This window comes from Bacillus sp. DB-2 (assembly GCF_003315125.1).
GTDB classification, from domain to species: Bacteria; Bacillota; Bacilli; order Bacillales; family Bacillaceae_G; genus Bacillus_A; species Bacillus_A mycoides.
On sequence record NZ_QNRN01000015.1, the window covers coordinates 1 to 22,076 of the forward strand.

Below are 22,076 nucleotides of genomic sequence, written 5' to 3' on the forward strand. Positions count from 1 at the left end.
CCAGGATCAAACTCTCCAATAAAGTTAGTTTGTCTAGCATCTAAAAATAAAAATTGACGTTCACGTTGTTTGTTTCGTTCAGTTTTCAAAGAACTACTTCGCCGCTCAATTGCGACTTTCTTATGTTAACATCTTCGTATTCCGATGTCAACTAAGTTTTTCAAGTTTCTTTTTTTGTCGTTCACTGCGTTTCCGCATCAGCGACGTTTATTAATATATCATGCAGTATATGTAGGGTCAATACTTTTTATAAAAAAAATTTCACATCCCGTTAAATGTTAAAAAACTCGTTTCAAAAATCATTATAGCCTCCCTTCATTCTTCATCATACTCCACATTTCATATCTTATCGCTTTATCACGTTTCTGAACGAGTGAAAATTCTAAATTTTATGTTATATTATTATTATAGGAGGTGCTAAGAATGAGCATTAAATATTCGAACAAAATCAATAAAATTCGGACCTTTGCATTAAGTTTAGTATTTATCGGCCTCTTCATTGCATACTTAGGAGTCTTTTTCCGTGACAACATTATTATTATGACAACATTTATGATGGTTGGCTTTTTAGCTGTTATCGCTAGTACTGTCGTTTATTTTTGGATTGGTATGTTATCTACTAAGACTGTACAAATTATTTGTCCAAGCTGCGATAAGCCAACAAAAATGCTTGGTCGTGTCGACGCATGCATGCATTGCAACCAACCTTTAACACTGGATCCGAGTTTAGAAGGAAAAGAATTTAATGAGAAGTACAATAAAAAAAGCTATAAAGGATAACACGTACTTTCACTTTAGTATTTTTTCATCCCTATATAATAAAGAAAGAGGGTGACTTAATCGTCACCCTCTTTCTTTATTATATATTACGCCTTATGACACTCTGGACAAACGCCATAAATTTCTAAACGATGACTATTAATAATGAATCCTGTCGTTTTCGCAGCTTCCTCTTCAAGCTGTTCCAAACCTCCATAAGGAAAATCAACAATCTTACCACATTTTTCGCAAATCACATGATAATGTTGACTTGTAACATAATCAAATCTACTTGAAGCGTCCCCATAAGTTAATTCCTTTACAAGTCCAACTTCTTTAAACACACGTAAGTTATTATAGACAGTTGCAACACTCATATTTGGAAACTTACCTTCTAATGCTTTATAAATGTCATCCGCTGTTGGGTGCGTCATAGATTCCACAAGGTACTCTAAAATAGCATGACGCTGTGGAGTAATGCGTACACCCGTATTTTTCAGCATTTCTAGCGCTTCTTTTAATTCTTCTTTGACCACCGTCATGCACCCCGATTCTATACGGATTATTATTTTATAATTCTTATAAAGAGTGTACTCCTTTTCTTATAAATCGTCAATATTTCTACTATAAGTATGTGGTTTATTTTTGTATATAGCCTTATTCTTATGTAACTTCCCGTATTTCCTATACATTTACATAGAAAAAAGTGCGACATAATCGCACTTGGAATACTATCATCTGAGGAGGTATGCCCTACACTTTCACTTTATGTATCGCAAGAAAATATGTATAGACGCATGCCTTACATATGTATTTTTTTCCACATTAATATAGATTTATTTTATATAAGAAAGAACGTCCTCAATATGTCCTTTCACTTTCACTTTACGCCATTCTTTTACAAGTTCACCATCTTTATTGATAAGGAATGTAGAACGCTCGATTCCCATGTACTCTTTTCCAAAGTTCTTTTTCAACTTCCAAACATCGTACAATTCTGCTACTTTATGATCTTCATCTACTAAAAGTACAAATGGAAGCTCATGCTTCTCGATGAATTTCATATGTCTGTTCACCGAATCAGGACTTACACCAAGGATGACTGTGTCCTTCTCTTGGAATAATCCATATGCATCACGAAAATCACATGCTTCAGTTGTACACCCTGGAGTCATATCTTTCGGGTAAAAATATAAAACTACATTTTTACCTCGGAAGTCAGCTAAGCGAATTTGTTCTCCGGTACTTCCCTCTAATGTGAATTCCGGTGCTATTTTTCCTACTGTGATCATTGTTATCACTCCTTTTCTTTTCTATTACTATAACAAATGCTACCTTATTTTTCATTGTCCATTACAGTCCTTACCACAAAAGCAAACGGTAATGTATATCCAATTAATGCTTCTCCAATTGCAATCCATCTTCCGATTCCAATCGGAGCTATATCACCATATCCAACGGACAATAAAGTAACCGCGCTAAAATATAAACATATTTCAACGAGTTGAAAGGAATGAGCACTTAGCCTATCCCCATCTTCTTTTAAAACCGCAAAACCCATTTCCTCTAGCACAACATAACTTAATCCAAACGCAATCAGTACCGTTGTATAAATTAAAAACAACGTAGCTAAATTGTACAGCGAAAAGAAACGATTGGAATTTGAATATGAACTCCATAATAATTGGACACTTCTCAAAATAGCGATTGCCGCAATTAATAGAATAAATCCCCATAACATGTCCTCCACCTCATTTTATATGTATGAGGACTATAGCGGATTTATCCCTTAGAAACGAACAAGCTTCTATAATTAATTTCCCGCACCACGATATCGTTTAACCCCTTGATTCCAGAGGGTAATTGCAATAGTAAAACAGATAACACCAACAATTGGTGTTGCGAAAGCATAGCTATTCCACTCTGTTTTTCTTAAAAAGTATGCCGCTGGATATACCCCAACAAATGCAAACGGTAAAACAAACGTTAAAACAAAGCGAATAACACGGTTATAAATATCAACAGGGTAGCGTCCATAATTCCCTATGTTATACATAAGCGGCATAATGGAACTTTTCGCATCCGACCAAAAGCCAAGACTTGCAAGCGTAACAAATATCCCACCGTACACAAGTGCTCCTCCCCCTGCCATAAGTAGGAATAAGAAGAAATCATACCAGTAAAAAGATAGTTGCAGCTCCATTGCTGCATAACCCATCACAATAATCCCCGTAATAGCTCCAATTAAAGATTCAAGTTCCATTCTTTCTAATATAATTTGAAATAAACTATGAATCGGTCTCGTTAATATACGGTCCATTTCTCCTTTAATAATGTAACGATCATTAAAGTCCCATATATTAAAGAAAGCTGAAAAAATGGCAAACGGTACTAAAAAGAACCCATAGATAAAGATTACTTCTTCTCGGCTCCACCCTTTTAGTACTTGAGTATGCCCAAACACAACGAGAATGAAGATTAAATTAACAGCTTGTAGTGATAAATCTGAAAGTAATCCGACGATAAAATCGCCACGATACTCCAATTTTGTTTTTATATATTGACTTGCATATTGCAAAAACAATTTTATATATATCATCTCATCATCCCCCTTGTACAATTAGACGTTTTCTCGCCGTTTTCCACATGAGTACAATTGGAATAATAAGTATAATTGCCCACATCACTTGAAATAATAAAGCTTCATATAACTTACTTCCTTGTATACCTTCAGAGAAAATCATACTTGGAATATAACTAATTGCTTGAAACGGTAAAAACATCATTGTTTTTTGGGCCCATAACGGATAAAAACTAATCGGTAATAATAAACCAGAAAATAAATCAATCACGACACGTTTCGCATACATAATTCCACTATTATTAAATAAGAAGAATGTAAGCATCCCTGTCATTAAATTTATTTGTGTATTAATGATAAAACTAAATATTAAAGATAAGAAGAAATATAACCATGTTTGAAAATTCGTTGTAATTTGTAATGAAAATAATAACGTAACAATAACCATACCTGGAATTGAAAAGAAAGCAAAACGAAATATCCCTTCTCCAAGACCTTGCATAACTTTCATACCTAAATAGTTATACGGACGAATTAGCTCTACCGCCACACGTCCTTCCTGAATTTCCATCGCAATTTCTCTATCTATATTATTAAAATAAAAAGCACGTGCCATCCATGCGATCGCAATATAAGTAGTCATTTGTGAAATAGATAAACCTTCAATGTTCTCTTTCCCGCTATAAATCGCTTGCCACAAAAAATAATACGCACCGATATTAATCGTATAAATTAAAATCCCGCTGTAATAATTTGTACGATAGGCAAGCATCATTAAAAAGCGAATCCGAATCATTTCAATATACTTACCCATGCATAATACCTTCTTCATAAATGTTACGAATAATTTCCTCTGTAGACACTTCGTTAATTTTTAAATCTTTAATTTGAAAAGCTTGTACCACTTTAGAAATCAGCATAGAAATGATAACTTCTTCATTCGGTATTTTTGCAACCCACGCATTTTCCTCTTTTGCTTTTGACCAAACGACATGACTATCAGGCATAACCATTGATAACGCCTGGTATGAAACCGGAGCAACAAACTGAAAATGTATTTCCTTCTCCGCTCCCCACTGCGTGCGAAGGTTACCTAAAGATCCATCATACATAATGCTTCCTTCATCAAGCATAATGACGCGCTCACATAAAGCTTCAATATCAGTAATATCATGTGTTGTTAACAAAATTGTTGTTTTATAACGTTCATTCATCTCTTTTAAGAATTCTCGTATTTTCAATTTCACAAGAACATCTAGTCCAATTGTTGGCTCATCTAAAAATAATAACGGCGGATTATGAATTAACGCCGCTGCTAATTCACAACGCATTCTTTGACCAAGAGATAATTTCCGTACCGGTTTATCTAACAAAGGACCAATATCTAACGTTTCAATAACATGTTCCATATGTTCCTTATACTGAGCATCCGATACACCGTACACTTTCTTCAATAAACGAAATGATTCTTGTACAGCGATATCCCACCAAAGCTGAGAACGCTGACCAAACACAACACCGATTGTTCTTACAAATTCTTCTCTCTGTTTGTGTGGGTTCATTCCGTTCACTGTAATTTGCCCTGATGTCGGAGTCAAAATCCCCGTCAGCATTTTAATTGTCGTTGATTTACCAGCACCATTTTCACCAATATAACCAACCATTTCACCTTGCTTTACAGTAAAAGAAACATCATTTACTGCTGGTACTATTTTATAATTACGATTTAATAAATCGCGAAATGCACCCTTTAAGCCCGGACGACTTGAATAAGCTGTAAACTCTTTACGTAACCCTTGTACCTCAATTACCGATTTCATAATCGGACCCCCTTCCTAAATGTCACAACGAATAGTTTACCCAACTGCTCCTTCTATCACAAACAATACGTCTTTTCAAAAAACATGTTAGAATAATACATAGATTTTTGTAAGGAGATGAATTGTAGTGAATTTCACAAAATCAGAAGCGTTACATAAAGAAGCTTTAGAACATATCGTTGGTGGTGTTAATAGTCCTTCCCGTTCTTTTAAAGCAGTTGGAGGCGGTTCTCCTGTTGCAATGGAACGCGGAAAAGGTGCTTATTTCTGGGATGTAGATGGAAATAAATATATCGACTATTTAGCAGCGTATGGCCCTATTATTACTGGACATGCTCACCCACACGTAACAGAAGCAATTAAAACAGCGGCTGAAAACGGCGTACTATACGGTACTCCAACAGCACTAGAAGTAAAATTCGCAAAAATGTTAAAAGAAGCAATGCCCGCTTTAGATAAAGTTCGCTTCGTGAACTCTGGTACAGAATCCGTTATGACAACCATTCGTGTTGCTCGTGCTTACACTGGCCGCACAAAAATTATGAAATTCGCTGGTTGTTACCACGGTCATTCCGATTTAGTACTTGTAGCAGCTGGCTCTGGTCCTTCTACTCTTGGAATTCCTGATTCAGCTGGTGTGCCACAAAGTATCGCTCAAGAAGTTATTACTGTTCCATTTAATAATGTAGAAACTTTAAAAGAAGCGTTAGATAAATGGGGACACGAAGTAGCAGCTATCCTTGTAGAGCCAATCGTTGGAAACTTCGGTATTGTTGAGCCAAAACCTGGCTTCCTTGAAAAAGTTAATGAACTCGTTCACGAAGCTGGTGCACTAGTAATTTATGATGAAGTTATTACTGCTTTCCGCTTTATGTATGGCGGCGCTCAAGACTTACTTGGCGTAACCCCAGATTTAACAGCACTTGGTAAAGTTATCGGCGGTGGACTTCCAATTGGTGCTTACGGTGGTAAGAAAGAAATTATGGAACAAGTTGCACCGCTCGGCCCTGCATACCAAGCTGGTACAATGGCTGGGAACCCTGCTTCTATGGCATCAGGGATTGCCTGTCTAGAAGTACTTCAACAAGAAGGCGTATACGAGAAATTAGATGCACTTGGCGCAATGCTTGAAAAAGGAATTTTAGATCAAGCTACAAAACATAACATTGATATTACAGTAAACCGTCTAAAGGGTGCATTAACTGTATACTTCACGACAAATACAATTGAAGATTACGATGCAGCCAAAAATACAGATGGTGAAATGTTCGGTAGATTCTTCAAGCTGATGCTTCAAGAAGGTATTAATTTAGCACCTTCTAAATATGAAGCATGGTTCTTAACGACAGAACATACAAAAGAAGATATTGAATATACAATTGAAGCTGTTGGCAGAGCATTTTCTACCCTAGCGAACAATAAATAATCTCTTCATTACAAAAGGAAAAAAGAAAGCCCATCTTTCTTTTTTCCTTTTTTCTATTTCATAAATCCCTCATTAATAGTATAATTATTCATAATTATCTGTTTTATATCCTTTTATATCTTTACTATCCATGTATACAAGGCAGTTCACGCCTTAAATAGTAAGATTATTCAAAATTTATTTTCCAGAGGGGGGATTGACGGATGCTCAATAAAAAAAATAAATGGACACCGTCTTTATTTCGGAATTATAAAAATGCAGAACATGATGCGTGTGGAATCGTTTCCGTTATGGAAAAACGAAGAATTCCTACAAAAGAAAACATCGATCTTTGTATACAATCTCTAGTCAAAATGAATCATAGAGCTGGTTTCATTAACGGAGAAGGAGATGGTATCGGAATTCATATCGACATGCCAAAAGCACTTTGGAATGAAAAACTGAAAAGTAGCGGATATAATCCAACGATTGTGGATCATCCCCACTTTATCGTTGGACATTTTTTTCTAAATAAAAAAGAAAACATTGCCGAGTTAAAAGATTACATTCGTACGCAACTAAACAATGAAAGCTTTACAATTGTTTTCGAAAATGATGATGTAATAAACTCAGATGCACTCGGTCCTCTTGGTAAACAAGAAGAACCTTTATTTTGGCAAATTGCCCTTATCGCCGAAAGTGAAGTTAAAAATATTGAGCAAACATTATTTTCTGTAACAATAAAAATCGAAGAAAATGAAGCAATTCATGTTGCCTCATTAAGTCATGAACATGTTGTATATAAAGTTCTCGGTGCTGGCGATACACTCGTTGCTTATTACAATGATTTACAACACCCACTTATCGCTTCAACTATGACACTAGGACATAATCGCTATTCTACTAATACGTTATCTAATTTTTTTCGTGTACAACCATTTAGCATTCTCGGACATAATGGCGAAATTAACACGATTGCAAAATTACGCGATCAAGCTGAAATGATTAATGTACCACTTACTGCCGGGGGCAGTGATTCCCAAGATTTAAACCGCACCTTAGAAACCCTTCTCGTTCAGTATAACTACAGTTTATTTGAAGCAATGGATATATTATTTCCACCAATTATTAATGAAATAAAGCTTTACGAAACAAACTTACAAAACTTATACACTTATATACGTGAGGCTTGGGGGCATTTCGCACAAGGTCCAGCTGGTATTATTTCACGTTATAAAGATGAAGCTGTTTTCAGTGTCGATTCCCTTGGATTACGCCCAGTTTGGAAAGTAGAGACAGAGAGCTCCTATATTTTCTCTTCTGAACCTGGAGTTGTATCACCAACTGAATATGTAGCAGAGCCGAAACCACTCGCTCCTGGAGAAAAAGTTGGATTAAAATGGAATCAACAAGATGAGCTCGTTCTCTATGAATACGACAATTATCAAATTGAAGTATATAACCGTTTTAAGAAACGAATCGATGTTACCAATTATCATGTAAACTTATCTATCCCTGAAACGAAAGAAACTGAGGGATTATGTGATTCGGTTCAAGTTGAAACGAATCAATACGTCGCTTTCGGCTGGGATCGAGAACATATTCAGCTCCTTGAACAAATGGCGACAAAAGGCGTCGAACCAATTCGTTCACTTGGGCATGACTCACCACTTGCCGCACTTGATACAGATAGACGAAATATTGCTGATTTCATTAAGGAAAGTGTAGCCGTTGTTACAAATCCAGCAATCGATCGCGATCGAGAAGTTGAACACTTCTCCACACGTACTGTACTCGGAGAGCGTCCGGGTTTATTAGATAACTCTAAACAACCATTTGTAATCGAGATGCTTTCACCCATTATTTTAGAAGGGAATTTAGCTCAATCTATCGCGGCAGACTTACACACGATTACGTACGAACAACTTATACAGCTATTCATTACTCATAGCTCGGTCTCTACAATTTCTGTTACATTTAGTCCATCAGAAACTCTAAAAATCGCATTAAATCGAATTAGTTCCGAAGCGATAGCAGCCGTTAAAAATGGTGCTTCCCTACTATTATTAGATGATGCTAAATCTCATCAAAATGAACTGTTATGGATTGACCCACATTTAGTTACTGCCAAAGTACATCAAGCATTAACTAAAAATAAATTACGCCGGAAATGCTCTCTCGTTATACGTTCCGGTGCCCTTCGCTCCTTACACGATATCGTCACGCTATACGGATTAGGGGCAGATGGTATTAATCCATATTTATTGTTCGCAACGGTAAATGATGAAACAAAAGTACCAATTACTAATTTGTATACCGCACTTAATAAAGGACTAGAGAAAGTAATTTCAACGATTGGAATTCATGAATTACGCGGTTACGGTCGCCTCTTCTCCTCTATTGGATTACATGAGGAAATCGCAAATATATTACAAATTACAAACTTCTGCGGTTCAAATAATTTAGCTTTTTCACTTGAATCACTTGCTGAAGATGCAAAAATTCGAGCTGAGGATTTTAACAATCCAAAAGTTAGAATGCGAAAATCATTTCATATATTCCCGCGGATTTGGAAAGCAATTGGTGATGTTGCAAAAGGAAACTCTTATGATGATTACCGCGACAAGTTAAGTGAATTAGAAGAAAACACTCCCATCGCAATCAGGCACCTTGTTCAAACAAAACAAGCACAGCATGTAGTTCCGACTGAAGAAGTGTCCATCGGCATTCACAATCATGATTTACCATTTATTATTAGTTCTATGTCATTTGGTTCTCAAAATGAAATTGCCTTTCGCGCGTATGCAGAAGCTGCCGATCAGCTAAATATGATTAGTTTGAACGGTGAAGGCGGCGAAATTAAAGATATGATTGGTAAGTACCCACATACACGCGGACAACAAGTTGCATCTGGCCGATTTGGAGTAAACGCTGAACTACTAAATTCATCAAATTTAATTGAAATTAAAATAGGTCAAGGAGCGAAGCCTGGTGAAGGTGGACATTTACCTGGTTCAAAAGTGACTGCCAAAATTGCGGAAGCACGTAATGCTACAATTGGTTCGGATTTAATTTCACCTTCTAACAACCATGATATTTATTCAATTGAAGACTTAGCTCAAATGATTACAGAAATTAAAACGGCTAATCATCTTGCAAAAGTAGCTGTAAAAGTTCCTGTCGTTCCTAACATCGGAACAATTGCTGTTGGTATCGCAAAAGCTGGCGCTGACTTTATTAACATTAGTGGATTTGATGGCGGAACAGGTGCTGCGCGTATTCACGCATTGCAACATGTTGGTCTTCCTGTAGAGATTGGTGTTAAAGCTGCTCACAATGCGTTACTAGAAGCAAATATGAGACATAAAGTAGAGATTTGGGCAGATGGCGGTATTCGAAGTGTAAATGACGCCTTAAAAATCATGCTTCTCGGAGCAAACCGAATCGGATTTGGCACATTATCAATGATTGCAATCGGCTGTACAACTTGCCGTGGTTGTCATCTTGATACGTGCCACGTCGGAATTGCAACACAAATTGAATCTGAAGCTCAAGCGAAAGAACATGGACTGCGCCGTTTCGTTCCACGTGAATTAGAAAGCGCAGTTACAGGGCTATTAAGCCTATTCACTACTTTCGGTACAGAATTGAAACGTTTAACAGGGCAGCTCGGTTACACAAACTTGCAAGATATTATCGGACGATCAGATTTATTAGAACAAACTCGAGGCAAAGACTTATTAGACTTACGTAATTTAATACACACGATAGAAGATTCATCTGTGAAAATAACGGCATCTGTACAAGAAAAACAATTTGAAACAACAAATTCTCTCCAGTCAAAAGAATTAGTAAGCGTCGGCGTAGAGCAACGCGTAATGGGCGGTCTAGAATCCTGTTATCGTATTCGTAGTAAATTATATGAAAACACTCATCTTGAACCACTTACATTAAAGTATACAAACGGTTCTGTTCCCGGAAACGGATTAGGCGCGTACAATAGTGAGAACTTATTTATACACGTAAATGGTGGCGCGCAAGATGGAATTGGAAAAACTTCATTTGGCGGTGGCATTTATATAACGAAAGCAAAAGGAACAGATGGAACATATTATAACGGTTCTGTCGGAAAAGGATTTGGATACGGCGCTCAAAAAGGTGCATTATACGTGCAAGGTAACGCTGATGCTCGTGCTGGCATTCGCCTTTCTGGAGCAGATATGATAATTGGCGGCAGAATTACAAAACCACTCCGCGAAAAAGAACAAGGAAATATCGGAGTATATTCTAATATAAAAGGATTTGCTTTTGAATATATGACAAATGGTCGCGCTCTTGTTTTAGGAGATCCTGGTCCATGGATTTGTGCCGGTATGACTGGTGGCGTTGTTTATTTACATCATGATCCAAACTTAGGTTTAACAGAACACGCTTTAAAAAGAAGAATTGCTAAAGGTGCAAATGTAACATTGCAGCCAATTAGTAAAAATGGTTTGCAAGATGTGAATGAATTATTATTAGACTACATTCGTGTATTAAATGAGCACGAACAATATGAAGAAGTCGCTTTGTTAACACCATTATTAGATGATATCCAGCTTCACTTCTATGAAATTATCCCAAAAAAAGAACAGGCGGATCCATCTATTTCAACTGAATGACATGTACAATATTTATTTTCATAAAAAAATTGACGAAGCGAGCATCGCATAGTAATCTAGAATAACAATTTGAAACCTGCTGAAATTCAGCAGGTTTTTTTATTAAAGAATAGATGTTTAAAGAGAATTTGGAGAAATTATAAATTGATTGTAATTTATTTATTAAACTTTTTAACGTCACTAAAATATCACTTGCTAACATATTGTAATGAATGTATAGTATCATGTTGTACATTCATTATGACAAGAGAAAGGATATCAATAAGGGTATGAAACTTGGTGCTCGCATTTTAAAAACGGGTATTGCCATTACATTAGCTTTATTTGCTTGTATTTTACTTCAATTACCGAGTCCTGTATTTGCGGGAATCTCAGCTATCTTTGCTGTTCAACCGTCTGTATACCGCTCGTATTTAACTGCTCTTGAGCAAATTCAAGCAAACGTAATTGGTGCTGTATTCGCTATCGTATTTGCTACTGCTTTTGGACATAATCCTTTTATTATTGGATTAACGTGTATATTAGTAATTGCTCTTACTTTGCAATTACGCTTAGAAAAAACAATATCACTCGCTTTAGTAACAGTTATCGCCATTATGGAGTATCAAGGCGAAGATTTCTTTAATTTTGCCTTACTTCGATTCGCGACGATTATGATTGGAATTATTGCGGCTTCTCTTGTAAATTTAGTATTTATGCCGCCAAAATATGAAACAAAACTTTACCATCGCATCGTTGATAATACAGAGGAAATTGTTAAATGGATTCGTATGAACAGTAGGCAAGCTTCTGATTTTACAACGCTAAAAACCGATATTGATCGCATGAAAGAAAAAATGATTAAACTAAATCATTACTATTTGCTGTATAAAGAAGAAAGAAGCTATACGAAAAAAATACAATTCGCGAAAATTCGTAAGCTCGTTTTATTCAGACAAATGTTAGCGACAACAAGCCGCGCTTTAAGCACGTTAAAATCATTACATCGCACCGAAAATGAACTGCGCTATATGCCAGAAGAGTTTCAGGAATCTATTCAAAACGAACTTGATTCATTGACGCATTATCACGAACAAGTGTTATTAAAATTTATTGGTAAAGCAAAGAAACAACAATCCGTTGAGATGCTTGATGAAGTTGAAACAGGTAAACAAGAATTGATTGATATCTTTATGGATTATCAAAATAAGGACGATGAGGAAGCATATAAAATATGGTTACACCTCTTCCCTCTTATTTCTTCAATTATTAACTACAGTGAGGAAGTAGAGCATTTAGATTTACTTGTGGATAGCTTCTACACATACCATAAACCAGAAAGCGAACTCCAAATCGAAGATAAAAAAGAAGACGAATAAAAAACAGCTCCTTTTACGCTAAAGGAGCTGTTTCTGTTATATGCTGAAGTTGATATAGATTGTAATAAAATCCCCTCTTTTTCATTAACTCTTCATGAGAACCCTTTTCTTTTATTTCACCATCTTCAACATAAATAATTGTATCAACATGCGTAATCGTCGCTAATCGATGTGCAATAATAATTGTTGTCCGATCTGCAGCTAACGTTTGCAGTGCCTCTTGAATATATCGTTCATTTTCTAAATCTAAAGCGGAAGTTGCTTCATCTAATATAAGTAAAGACGGATTCTTTAGAAAAACCCGTGCGATTGCTACACGCTGTCTTTGTCCACCAGATAATTTCACACCACGTTCCCCAACGACAGTATCATAGCCCTCTGGCAACTCTGTAATAAAATTATGAATTTGTGCAGCTTTGGCAGCTGAAATCACTTCCGCCTCTGTAGCTTTCGGATTGCCATATAAAATATTAGCCCCGATTGTATCGCTAAATAATAAATTATCTTGTAGCACAATTCCAATATGACTACGTAAATTTCTCATATTATACTTTCTTACATCTATCCCGTCTATATAAACTGCACCTTCAGAAACATCGTAAAAACGCGGGATTAAACTAGCAAGAGATGACTTTCCTCCTCCACTTGCCCCTACAAGCGCAACCTTCTCTCCCGGGCGCATAGTTAATGACAGATTATGCAATATTTCTTTTTCATCCGCATTATAACGAAAAGAAACATTATCAAATATAACTTCCCCATCTAGCCTTTTCGTTTGCACCGCATTTGGCACATTAACAATATCGTATTTTTCATCCAACAATTCAAACACTCGATCCATCGAGGCGAAGGACTGTGTTAATGTTGTAGATGAATTAACAAGGCGACGAAGCGGACTATATAAACTATCCATATATCCAACAAAAGCAACCATCGTGCCCAGTGTTAACGACCCTTGAATTACCTCATATGCCGCAAAACCAATAACAAGTAACGGCCCTAAATCCGTTAACGTATTCACTACCGAAAACGTTCTCGCCGTCCAACTCGTATGAGTTAGTGCTTTCGTTAAAAATTCATTATTTCTCTTTTCAAACTGTCCTCTTTCATACTCTTCTAATGCAAAACTACGTGTCACTTGCATTCCTTGAATACGTTCATGTAAATACCCTTGCATAGTTGCTAACGCTTGCGAGCGCTCTTTCGTCAATTTTCGAAGGCGCCCGAAAAAATATTTCACTGCAACTACATAAATAGGTAAAATTAATAAAGCAACAAAGGTTAATTTTATATTCATAGAAAACATAACGATAATGGCAATAACAATTGTTGCAGTATCTAACCAGACATTCATAAGACCAGTAATTACAAAGTCCTTCGTCTGTTCTACATCATGGATTACACGTGAAATAAGCTCCCCTGTTTTTGTGTTCGAATAATAACGTAAGCTCAATTTTTGCAAGTGCCCAAAAATGTATTTTCGTAAATCATATAGTATTGTATTGGCAATGCGCTGTGCGAAATATTGACGATAATATTCTATCGGCGGTCTTACTACTGCAAAAATAAAAAAAGCAATCCCAATTGCGGTTATTAATTGAGACGTTTTTTCTTGAAGCGATCCCGTGCCTTGAATAACATCATCAATAATATACTTTAATAACCATGGCATAATAAGCGGGATACCGAACTTCACAAGACCAATAATAATTGTAATAGCAATAAGCCATCGATATGGTTTAACAAATTGTAAATATCTTTTTATACCTTGCACATAATCCCCCCTCTAATAGGACAAACCTGCCGGGAAATTCCCTGCAGGTTTGTTTTAATTTCTGTACATTAAATATCTTTCGTACCACATATCTACGAAATCCGGTGCGAATGGACCTTTCCTTTGATGAATCCACTGTGTTAAATGCGCTACATTTCGTTTTAAAATTGTATCAATAACAGGTGGATACTGCATGATTTGACTATGCTTCTCATACTCATCTTCATCTAAAAGTGTATATGTCATATCTGGATACACTTTAATGTCTAAGTCGTAATCAATATACTTTAATGCTTCAGAGTCATATGCAAAAGGAGAACTTAAATTACAATAATAATATACTCCTTCTTCTCTCAGCATTCCAATTACATTAAACCAATAATTAGCATGGAAGTAACAAATCGCAGGTTCGCGAGTAACCCATGTTCGGCCATCTGATTCAGTAACTACTGTACGATCATTCGCTCCGATCACAAGACTCTGCGTCCCTTTTAAAATCGTTGTCTCTTCCCACATTCTATGAATGGCGCCATTATGTTTATAACTATGTATTTGTACCTTTTCTCCTTCTTTGGGAAATCCCATATATGCTCCCTTCTTTCAACTGCAAATGCCATTCTTAAGTTGTCTTAACTACCCCTTGAACTGCATTCACTTTTTTTCTATTATAACTTTTTTGTCAAAATTTTAAAACTAAAGCGATGGGACACTTGTTTTCATGAGGAATATAATGAAGTTTGTATTATTGAATACCACATCACTAACCCTTTTAACTAAGGAACATTTCCTATGAATTAGCAATACGTATTTTAGAAGATTAAACGAAGATATAACAAAAAGAAAAGTCCCCCTCATCTCTGTTTAAGAAAGGACTTTCCCCTAAAATCAACAACATATCTCACCCTTAATTTCAAATTATTTTTTCGGTTTCAAAAGATTGAATCACATTATTCGTTTGCTGTTCAAATTTTTCATGCAAAAGTTTTAATGCTATTTCTGTTCTGTATATTTCTTGACGGATAAAATGCAATTCTTTTTTATCGCATGTATCCCTTCCACTCATTTCAATTTGCTGATACTTCTCTAAATGTGATTGTAACTTTAAAAGCTCATCCATCGTTTCCAACTGCTCTCCTACCAACTTATCAAAATCGTTCATCACTTACCCCCTTTTTGATTCATTCGCCAATTATAATTCCTATTGCATATTTCTAATCGTGAACTTCTTTCTCCTTTGACTACATTTGTTGACTTATTAGAAGTTATGTCGTTCCCTTTATTTTCATTACAGTGACACGCACACAAAGAAAACACTTCTCTCGAATTGGAGAAGTGTTTTTCTTTCATTACTCGTTTGAACTAGAAGATTGTGATTGTTTTGCAGCTGATTGTGCATTTTGTTTTTTCACTGCATGCACATCTGTTTCAGTTGCAAACTCTGTACCATAACTAGCATTTGCACTTTGAGCACCAGAAGCTTGTGCTTTCTGTGCCTCTGATTGTGCGTTTGCTTGTTTTACTGCTTGTACATTCGTTTCAGTTGCAAACTCTGTACCATAGCTAGCATTTGTACTTTGAATGCTAGCACCAGAAGTTGCCTTATTATAACCTTGTTGTTTTTTACTCATCTTTCTCACCTCCACAATCAATAATGTAACCAATTCACTTAGAAGTTATCCTTAATTTTCTTTTAAAAAATTCACGCATATATCTCTTATCACTCATTCAAACTACATATGATGGAGGTGGGAATATGTATACTGGACGTGATATGACTGAGCTAACTATGATTTCCAAAAATGAATGGAAAGCGGATGAATTAGCTTATTTTCATCATTCATTTCAGCAAATTATGCCTTATCTAAATGTAGAGGGCCAAACGATTTATAAAGAAGTTGTGAAAGAAATCGAGTCACGGGGCGGATTATAAACGCGTGGATTTTCAATCTCAAAATACAAATTTATTATTTATCCCGCTATTTGCCGGGCAGTAAGACCCCACCTCAAAATGCAGCGAAAGCAAAGAAGGTAGGTTGGAGCCCTGCTGCCCATAAAAGCCCGATTGGTGAAGGCTAATAATCAGTGGGGGATGAAGAAAACCCCCACTGATTAAATTTTCACTTTACTGCATTGTAATTTTCTCAACACACTTTTCGTAAATTGTACGATGTGATTTCGAGAAAGGTAACTGTTCAAACGCTTCTTTCGACACAAACTTTAATGTATCCGTTTCGACAATATTACCTGTTACTTTTCCGTAAAATATAAATATATCCCAAGTACGATGTGTAAAAGTATGTTGTACATTCATCGCGTATTCATCAATAGAAACAGAGAGATCAAAGCTCTCCTTCATATAATCCGTAAGCTGTTGTTTTTGATTACGAATACCTTCACTTAGTTCAATATTCGGGAACTCCCACATATTAGCCAGTAATCCCGTACTTGGGCGTTTATTAATTACGTAACGGCCATCTTCAGTTTGAAGTACTCCTGCAACGAGCGGTACCATTGTAGGTGCTTTCGCTTTACTCTTCACTGGTAGTTCTTTTTGAACACCTTCAGCATACCCTCTGCAATGTTCACGTACAGGACAAAGTAAACAAGATGGATTTTTCGGTATACAAATTAATGCCCCTAATTCCATCAAACCTTGGTTAAAATAAGATGGATTTTCTATAGAAATAATTTCACGCACAATCTCTTCAAAAACTTTTCTCGTTTTCGGTTTTGCAATATCATCCCACACTGATAAAATACGAGATAATACGCGCATAACATTTCCATCAACCGCTGGCTCTGGTATTCCATATGCAATGCTTAAAATGGCACCTTTTGTATATGGTCCCACTCCTTTTAATTTTTCAATTTTCTTTACATCGCTCGGTACTGTCCCGCCGTATACTTCTTTTACCTCTTTTACTGCAGCATGTAAATTTCGTGCTCTAGAATAATAACCTAAGCCTTCCCATGCTTTTAATACTTCTTCATCATCGGCAGTTGCTAGCGCTTCAAGCGTAGGAAACTTCCCCATAAAATTTGCGTAATATGGTTTTACAGCCTCTACCCTTGTTTGCTGTAACATAATTTCTGAAACCCAAACACGGTATGGATCTTTATTTTTTCGCCACGGTAAATCACGTTGTTCTTTTTCAAACCAACCAATTAAATCATTTTGAAACTGTTCTATGTTAAACTCATTTAATATTTCAAGTGTCAAACTTGATCCCCCTCATTTTTTTGCATATACGTACTATTATAAAGATTTTAGGAAAAAATTTAAGTAAGATGACATAGGAAATAGAAGGCAAAGGACTTGAGGTATCGAATAAAAAGAGTTACATTAATAAAAAACGGAGGTGGATTTCTATGGACACAGCCACTCACCTTGTTATGGGCGTTACTCTAGGCAGTTTGGCAACATTAGATCCAGCTATAGCACAAAGTGATATTGGGCCACAAGCAGTAATGCTTGCAACAATTGCCGGTTCCAATATTCCTGACATCGATACAGTTTTAAAATTGCGTAATAACGCTAAATATATAAGAAATCATCGCGGGATTACTCATTCCATCCCTGCAGTGATCCTTTGGTCACTCCTTATAAGTGGCATCTCTTTCGCCTTCTTTTCAGACGCTCCCTATCTGCATCTGCTACTTTGGTCATTTATTGCCGTCTTTCTTCATGTCTTTGTGGATATTTTCAATGCCTATGGTACACAGGCATTAAGGCCCTTCACAAAAAAATGGGTAGCGCTCGGCATAATTAATACGTTTGATACTGTCATTTTCTTTATCCATATACTAGCTATCGCCTGTATGCTTGTCGGAGCACATAAAGGCTATACTGCTTTAGCAGCGTATATATTAATGTTTGTTTACTACATTGGCCGCATTATGATGCATCGAAATATCAAAAGTGTAGTATACAAACGTTTCAAAAATGTAGAGAAAGTAATTATCTCTCCTTCTTACAAGTTTTATCATTATCATTTAGCCGTCGTTACAACTGAACATTACTACGTCGCAAGATGGCACCGCGGTAACATCCTTGTATATGACAAATTCGATCGCGTACCGTTCCCGAATACCGCCATTATGCAAGCTGCTGTGCGAGATGAAAATATATCTGCTTTCTTATCTTTCTCGCCTGTATATCGCTGGGATATTTTCGATTATGATAACTATTATGAAGTTCGCTTTATTGATTTGCGGTATCGAAGTAAAGATTATTATCCATTCGTCGCAATCGTTCAGCTCGATCAAAATTTGAATATTATTAGTTCATATACAGGATGGATTTTCAGCGAAGAGAAACTTCGAAAGAAACTGGAATTGCTTCCACATTAAAAAAAGCGACCTACGTCGCTTTTTTTAATGTTTCAAATGATCTTCTTGATTGATTAAATGGCTATACTTCGGATTATTTGTACGCATTTCATGAAGGCGCCCTCCATGATTATTAACCCATGTTCGTACCACTTGTTCAGTCATTTCCTCACCTTGGTAACGACCTGATTTAGCATAAGTTGTTCGGAAGTCTTCCCACAGTAATTCAACCCATGCACGAGCTTGTGCGTAAGAAAGGTTGTCATTTTTATCTAATAATTCTTTCGTTAATGTTTCATAAATATCATTCATGTTCTATTCTCCTTTTACCTATTTATTCCCTTAATTTCTAAAGGATAGTTTCTTCTATTTTGCACATTCTATAAGTGATACTTCTTAAAGAGGTATCAACTGATAATGAGGGGGCGTTCTTAATGGGTAGACAAGCCGAATTTTGGTCTGAGTCAAAAAACAACAGCAAAATCGACGGTCAACCGAAAGCGAAATCACGCTTCGCTTCGAAACGACCTAACGGCACAATTAACACGCACCCACAAGAACGTATGCGTGCTGCAAATCAGCAGGAAGAGTAGTACAAATTAAATTCCTACACGAGGTGATAAAGATGAGCTACCGTGATCGTTTAGATAGTCGTTCTGAATTATTTAACCATACGTGGACTCGTCCGAAACATGCGAAAGCGCAAGTTAACGGACAGACGCAACAAACCCAGTCTCTCATTATATTGGCAAACGAATGTAAAAAACGCCAATTTTAGAATCTCCTATCTCCTTTAACGCCTACCAAAGATAAAAACCAGAGAGAGATTCACTCTCTGGTTTTTATTTTTCTTGCAATAGGGAAATCGGTATTCCAATTTCTTCCTTATCATTTTGCTTATATCCCCAAGCAAATACCCCATTGAAATACGTAATTTTAAATACCACACCAGGTTCTTCTACTAATTCATATGTCTCACCAATATGGAATTTATTTATATCTATCATATAAGCACGAGCCATAGCCATTTTTCTCATTAATACATCGAATTCATTTACAATTCCAAGTTGCTCAGCCTTTACTGCTTGCTCCTTCAAAACCCCAATTTCTTCCCTTAGCTCATGTGGTGTCATTTCACTGTAGCGTTTTGGCATACCCATCTTATTTCCTCATCCCTCTTCACGTTTCATTTGTAAAAATATATCTATCTCATCAATAGAGAATCCTTTTCGATATAACGCTTGCTTCACCTTATTTTCGAATGTCCAACCATCATACTTCTTATATTTCTCATAATATTTATTCCCATGATAGTGTAACGCTTCTTGTTGCTGTTCGTCATCTTTTTCGTCTTTCAATTCTTCCAAACAAATTTGAATCACATCTCTAGAATATCCTTTACGAACGAGCATTTCGTCTAACTTTAGCTTCATTTGTAAAAAGGAATGCTTTTGATAAGATTTTTTCTTCTTTTCTATAAGAATTAAAGCATTCTCAATTTGCTTTTCCTTCGGATATTCTTGTAAACTATGCGTAATAATTAGATCCTGAACACCTTTATTTAATAACTCTCTTTTAATAACAGTTGGACCCTTTCGATTCACATTACTTTGCGTTCTCATATATAAAACAGCGTACTCTTTATCATTAATATATCGATCATGTAATAATTTCGAAACGACTTCAGAGATGACGGCCTGTCCCACTTCTTTTTTTCGTAAGAAATCTTCTATTTCTTGTTTCGTTCTCATTTGATAGGATAAATAGGAAATTGCTTGTAAATATGCTTTTTGTACCTCTTCATTGTATAAAATATTTCCTAACGCCATTTCATCAATTTCTAAGCCTTTTTGTAATCCATGTTTCATTAAGATTACTTGATCCACACTAAATCCGTATTCTTCACCTTGACCTTTATCAATATAAATATTAAATCGTTCTTTCGATCGTTTTTGCACTTCTATTTTTGTAATGACAGCCATACTCTCACCTCTCTATTATTTTAACGTATTATCCGAAAGAAGTCTCCTTCCTGGGGCGTGTGAAAGACGATAGTCTAGCGGTAGGTGGGGGATGAATTTCGGTTTGGCGTAGTCAGAAATTTGGTTTTCTTCTTTATTTCGCCTCTGATATAATCATTCTTATAAGAGGTAAAGTTTGGTATAACAATGAAAGTAGATAATAATAATAATGTAATGTTCAGGTTGTGTGATCACCGTCATAGCTTATGGGAAATGAAGCGAAAACTGAGGTGAATGGAAATGCTAAAGCAGAATAAGGCGTACAAATTTCGTCTGTATCCTACAGAAGAACAAGCACATCTCATACGTAAAACGTTCGGATGTGTACGCTTTGTGTATAATAAAATGCTGGCTGAGCGAAAAGAAATATACGAAACATATAAAGTGAACAAGGAAGAGCTGAAGAAACAAAAATTCCCTACTCCTGCGAAATACAAAGTGGAGTATGAATGGCTTAAAGAGGTCGATTCCTTAGCATTGGCTAACGCGCAATTAAACTTGCAAACTGCGTATAAGAACTTTTTTAGTGGTCAAAGTGATTTTCCTACATTCAAAAGTAAAAAGAGTAGAAAATCCTATACAACGAATCGAGTAAACGGAAATATTATGTTATTTCATGGTTATATCAAATTACCAAAGTTGAAAATGGTGAAACTGAAGCAACATAGAGAACTCCCGCCAAAACATATCATCAAATCGTGTACGATTTCGCTGACACCTACTGGTAAATACTATGTGTCCATCTTGACTGAATATGAAAAAGAAATTGTACAAAAAGAAGTACAAAGTGTAGTTGGATTAGACTTCGCAATGGCTGAATTATATGTGAGTAGCGAAGATGAGAAAGCCAATTATCCTCGCTTTTATCATCAGATGTTAGACAAATTAGCGAAGGCACAACGAGTATTAGCCAGACGTGTGAAAGATTCGGTACGCTGGAATAAACAACGCATTCGTGTAGCGAAGTTGCATGAAAAGGTCGCAAATCAACGTAAGAATTTCCTTCATCACAAGTCTAAAGAATTGGCTACTCATTTTGACGTTGTAGCAATCGAAGATTTACATATGAAAGGAATGTCACGAGCACTTCGCTTTGGTAAGAGTGTAGCTGATAACGGCTGGGGGATGTTCACGACATTTTTAGCATATAAGCTACAAGAACAAGGAAAACAGCTTGTGAAAATAGATAAATGGTTTCCTTCTACAAAGATGTGTAGTCGTTGTGGAAACAAAAAAGAAATGTCACTATCTGAACGTACGTATGCGTGTTCGTGTGGACTAACAATCAGTCGTGACTATAACGCAGCTATCAATATCAAAAAGGAAGCGATGCGGTTATTCGCATTGATATAAACCGTAAGAAATAAC

Annotated in this window: 23 protein-coding genes; 9 read left to right on the plus strand and 14 right to left on the minus strand. The window is 36.2% G+C overall.

Translation table 11 applies throughout. The features are described 5' to 3' along the window. Positions 1 to 423: 423 nt before the first annotated feature. Positions 424 to 780, plus strand: coding sequence for a YgzB family protein (locus DET63_RS22885; protein ID WP_002063699.1), 357 nt, complete (start codon positions 424 to 426; stop codon positions 778 to 780). An 86-nt stretch (positions 781 to 866) separates the two neighbouring features. Here the strand turns inward: DET63_RS22885 and perR are convergent, their stop codons facing one another. The 6 genes from perR to DET63_RS22915 form a co-directional block, all read right to left on the minus strand. Further along, the gene (gene perR, locus DET63_RS22890) at positions 867 to 1,295 is read right to left on the minus strand and encodes a peroxide-responsive transcriptional repressor PerR (protein WP_165762387.1); all 429 of its coding nucleotides are present in this window, start codon (positions 1,293 to 1,295) and stop codon (positions 867 to 869) included. 300 nt (positions 1,296 to 1,595) lie between these two features. After that, on the minus strand, positions 1,596 to 2,051 hold the full coding sequence (gene bcp, locus DET63_RS22895; RefSeq protein ID WP_113937947.1) for a thioredoxin-dependent thiol peroxidase: 456 nt from the start codon (positions 2,049 to 2,051) through the stop codon (positions 1,596 to 1,598). 44 nt (positions 2,052 to 2,095) lie between these two features. Then, positions 2,096 to 2,500, minus strand: coding sequence for a potassium channel family protein (locus tag DET63_RS22900; protein ID WP_002091112.1), 405 nt, complete (start codon positions 2,498 to 2,500; stop codon positions 2,096 to 2,098). Positions 2,501 to 2,572: 72 nt separating this feature from the next. After that, complete coding sequence (locus DET63_RS22905) at positions 2,573 to 3,358, minus strand: ABC transporter permease (protein ID WP_113937948.1); 786 nt, start codon at positions 3,356 to 3,358, stop codon at positions 2,573 to 2,575. Between the two features lie 4 nt (positions 3,359 to 3,362). Continuing rightward, a complete protein-coding gene (locus DET63_RS22910) occupies positions 3,363 to 4,154 on the minus strand; it encodes an ABC transporter permease (protein ID WP_113937949.1) in 792 nt (263 codons plus the stop codon). Then, positions 4,147 to 5,160 carry an ABC transporter ATP-binding protein gene (locus DET63_RS22915; RefSeq protein WP_113937950.1) on the minus strand — a complete coding sequence of 338 codons (1,014 nt, stop codon included), beginning with the start codon at positions 5,158 to 5,160 and terminating at the stop codon, positions 4,147 to 4,149. Before DET63_RS22915 ends, DET63_RS22910 begins: the two co-directional genes overlap by 8 nt. Positions 5,161 to 5,287: 127 nt before the next feature. Between DET63_RS22915 and hemL the strand changes: the two genes are divergently transcribed. From hemL to DET63_RS22935, 3 genes are all read left to right on the plus strand, one after another. Then, positions 5,288 to 6,586, plus strand: a complete 1,299-nt coding sequence (hemL, locus tag DET63_RS22920) for a glutamate-1-semialdehyde-2,1-aminomutase (protein ID WP_002010346.1) — start codon at positions 5,288 to 5,290, stop codon at positions 6,584 to 6,586. A gap of 203 nt (positions 6,587 to 6,789) precedes the next feature. Further along, the gene (locus DET63_RS22925) at positions 6,790 to 11,226 is read left to right on the plus strand and encodes a glutamate synthase-related protein (protein WP_113937951.1); all 4,437 of its coding nucleotides are present in this window, start codon (positions 6,790 to 6,792) and stop codon (positions 11,224 to 11,226) included. A gap of 269 nt (positions 11,227 to 11,495) precedes the next feature. Continuing rightward, positions 11,496 to 12,584 (plus strand): aromatic acid exporter family protein, encoded by a 1,089-nt coding sequence (locus DET63_RS22935; RefSeq protein ID WP_002063696.1) that lies wholly within the window; start codon positions 11,496 to 11,498, stop codon positions 12,582 to 12,584. Between the two features lie 13 nt (positions 12,585 to 12,597). Here DET63_RS22935 and DET63_RS22940 read toward each other — a convergent pair whose 3' ends face one another. From DET63_RS22940 to DET63_RS22960, 4 genes are all read right to left on the minus strand, one after another. Continuing rightward, on the minus strand, positions 12,598 to 14,358 hold the full coding sequence (locus DET63_RS22940; RefSeq protein ID WP_002091119.1) for an ABC transporter ATP-binding protein: 1,761 nt from the start codon (positions 14,356 to 14,358) through the stop codon (positions 12,598 to 12,600). Between the two features lie 54 nt (positions 14,359 to 14,412). Then, positions 14,413 to 14,943, minus strand: a complete 531-nt coding sequence (gene ntdP / locus DET63_RS22945; protein WP_113937952.1) for a nucleoside tri-diphosphate phosphatase — start codon at positions 14,941 to 14,943, stop codon at positions 14,413 to 14,415. A gap of 325 nt (positions 14,944 to 15,268) precedes the next feature. After that, positions 15,269 to 15,517, minus strand: a complete 249-nt coding sequence (locus tag DET63_RS22950; protein WP_002091121.1) for a YgaB family protein — start codon at positions 15,515 to 15,517, stop codon at positions 15,269 to 15,271. 187 nt (positions 15,518 to 15,704) lie between these two features. After that, positions 15,705 to 15,986 (minus strand): gamma-type small acid-soluble spore protein, encoded by a 282-nt coding sequence (locus DET63_RS22960; RefSeq protein WP_002091122.1) that lies wholly within the window; start codon positions 15,984 to 15,986, stop codon positions 15,705 to 15,707. Positions 15,987 to 16,111: 125 nt separating this feature from the next. Between DET63_RS22960 and DET63_RS30380 the strand changes: the two genes are divergently transcribed. Next, a complete protein-coding gene (locus DET63_RS30380) occupies positions 16,112 to 16,288 on the plus strand; it encodes a hypothetical protein (protein WP_181777951.1) in 177 nt (58 codons plus the stop codon). Positions 16,289 to 16,480: 192 nt separating this feature from the next. Here DET63_RS30380 and mutY read toward each other — a convergent pair whose 3' ends face one another. After that, positions 16,481 to 17,578 (minus strand): A/G-specific adenine glycosylase, encoded by a 1,098-nt coding sequence (gene mutY, locus DET63_RS22965; RefSeq protein ID WP_002091125.1) that lies wholly within the window; start codon positions 17,576 to 17,578, stop codon positions 16,481 to 16,483. Positions 17,579 to 17,727: 149 nt separating this feature from the next. On the opposite strand from mutY, the gene DET63_RS22970 reads away from it, so the two are divergent. After that, positions 17,728 to 18,708 carry a metal-dependent hydrolase gene (locus tag DET63_RS22970; protein ID WP_002010329.1) on the plus strand — a complete coding sequence of 327 codons (981 nt, stop codon included), beginning with the start codon at positions 17,728 to 17,730 and terminating at the stop codon, positions 18,706 to 18,708. 24 nt (positions 18,709 to 18,732) lie between these two features. Here DET63_RS22970 and DET63_RS22975 read toward each other — a convergent pair whose 3' ends face one another. Next, positions 18,733 to 18,999, minus strand: a complete 267-nt coding sequence (locus DET63_RS22975) for a YfhJ family protein (RefSeq protein ID WP_002010328.1) — start codon at positions 18,997 to 18,999, stop codon at positions 18,733 to 18,735. A 122-nt stretch (positions 19,000 to 19,121) separates the two neighbouring features. On the opposite strand from DET63_RS22975, the gene DET63_RS22980 reads away from it, so the two are divergent. Beyond that, positions 19,122 to 19,280 carry a small, acid-soluble spore protein K gene (locus tag DET63_RS22980; RefSeq protein ID WP_002010326.1) on the plus strand — a complete coding sequence of 53 codons (159 nt, stop codon included), beginning with the start codon at positions 19,122 to 19,124 and terminating at the stop codon, positions 19,278 to 19,280. Positions 19,281 to 19,312: 32 nt separating this feature from the next. Further along, positions 19,313 to 19,465, plus strand: a complete 153-nt coding sequence (locus DET63_RS22985; RefSeq protein WP_000122093.1) for a YpzG family protein — start codon at positions 19,313 to 19,315, stop codon at positions 19,463 to 19,465. Positions 19,466 to 19,529: 64 nt separating this feature from the next. Here DET63_RS22985 and DET63_RS22990 read toward each other — a convergent pair whose 3' ends face one another. Beyond that, complete coding sequence (locus DET63_RS22990; protein ID WP_002139556.1) at positions 19,530 to 19,847, minus strand: YfhH family protein; 318 nt, start codon at positions 19,845 to 19,847, stop codon at positions 19,530 to 19,532. 9 nt (positions 19,848 to 19,856) lie between these two features. After that, positions 19,857 to 20,669 carry a recombination regulator RecX gene (gene recX, locus DET63_RS22995; RefSeq protein ID WP_113937954.1) on the minus strand — a complete coding sequence of 271 codons (813 nt, stop codon included), beginning with the start codon at positions 20,667 to 20,669 and terminating at the stop codon, positions 19,857 to 19,859. 279 nt (positions 20,670 to 20,948) lie between these two features. On the opposite strand from recX, the gene DET63_RS23000 reads away from it, so the two are divergent. After that, the gene (locus tag DET63_RS23000) at positions 20,949 to 22,061 is read left to right on the plus strand and encodes an RNA-guided endonuclease TnpB family protein (protein ID WP_113937955.1); all 1,113 of its coding nucleotides are present in this window, start codon (positions 20,949 to 20,951) and stop codon (positions 22,059 to 22,061) included. The last annotated feature ends 15 nt before the right edge of the window (positions 22,062 to 22,076 follow it).

What these genes read in the sequence shown, in the direction of transcription:
- DET63_RS22960 (WP_002091122.1), bottom strand. Translation starts at nt 15,986, where the DNA reads ATGAGTAAAAAACAACAAGGTTATAATAAGGCAACTTCTGGTGCTAGC.
- DET63_RS22885 (WP_002063699.1), top strand. Translation starts at nt 424, where the DNA reads ATGAGCATTAAATATTCGAACAAAATCAATAAAATTCGGACCTTTGCA.
- recX (WP_113937954.1), bottom strand. Translation starts at nt 20,669, where the DNA reads ATGGCTGTCATTACAAAAATAGAAGTGCAAAAACGATCGAAAGAACGA.
- DET63_RS22990 (WP_002139556.1), bottom strand. Translation starts at nt 19,847, where the DNA reads ATGGGTATGCCAAAACGCTACAGTGAAATGACACCACATGAGCTAAGG.
- ntdP (WP_113937952.1), bottom strand. Translation starts at nt 14,943, where the DNA reads ATGGGATTTCCCAAAGAAGGAGAAAAGGTACAAATACATAGTTATAAA.
- DET63_RS22985 (WP_000122093.1), top strand. Translation starts at nt 19,313, where the DNA reads ATGAGCTACCGTGATCGTTTAGATAGTCGTTCTGAATTATTTAACCAT.
- DET63_RS22970 (WP_002010329.1), top strand. Translation starts at nt 17,728, where the DNA reads ATGGACACAGCCACTCACCTTGTTATGGGCGTTACTCTAGGCAGTTTG.
- DET63_RS22910 (WP_113937949.1), bottom strand. Translation starts at nt 4,154, where the DNA reads ATGGGTAAGTATATTGAAATGATTCGGATTCGCTTTTTAATGATGCTT.
- DET63_RS22935 (WP_002063696.1), top strand. Translation starts at nt 11,496, where the DNA reads ATGAAACTTGGTGCTCGCATTTTAAAAACGGGTATTGCCATTACATTA.
- DET63_RS22975 (WP_002010328.1), bottom strand. Translation starts at nt 18,999, where the DNA reads ATGAATGATATTTATGAAACATTAACGAAAGAATTATTAGATAAAAAT.
- bcp (WP_113937947.1), bottom strand. Translation starts at nt 2,051, where the DNA reads ATGATCACAGTAGGAAAAATAGCACCGGAATTCACATTAGAGGGAAGT.
- DET63_RS23000 (WP_113937955.1), top strand. Translation starts at nt 20,949, where the DNA reads ATGCTAAAGCAGAATAAGGCGTACAAATTTCGTCTGTATCCTACAGAA.
- DET63_RS22900 (WP_002091112.1), bottom strand. Translation starts at nt 2,500, where the DNA reads ATGTTATGGGGATTTATTCTATTAATTGCGGCAATCGCTATTTTGAGA.
- DET63_RS22950 (WP_002091121.1), bottom strand. Translation starts at nt 15,517, where the DNA reads ATGAACGATTTTGATAAGTTGGTAGGAGAGCAGTTGGAAACGATGGAT.
- DET63_RS30380 (WP_181777951.1), top strand. Translation starts at nt 16,112, where the DNA reads ATGTATACTGGACGTGATATGACTGAGCTAACTATGATTTCCAAAAAT.
- DET63_RS22915 (WP_113937950.1), bottom strand. Translation starts at nt 5,160, where the DNA reads ATGAAATCGGTAATTGAGGTACAAGGGTTACGTAAAGAGTTTACAGCT.
- DET63_RS22905 (WP_113937948.1), bottom strand. Translation starts at nt 3,358, where the DNA reads ATGATATATATAAAATTGTTTTTGCAATATGCAAGTCAATATATAAAA.
- DET63_RS22925 (WP_113937951.1), top strand. Translation starts at nt 6,790, where the DNA reads ATGCTCAATAAAAAAAATAAATGGACACCGTCTTTATTTCGGAATTAT.
- DET63_RS22980 (WP_002010326.1), top strand. Translation starts at nt 19,122, where the DNA reads ATGGGTAGACAAGCCGAATTTTGGTCTGAGTCAAAAAACAACAGCAAA.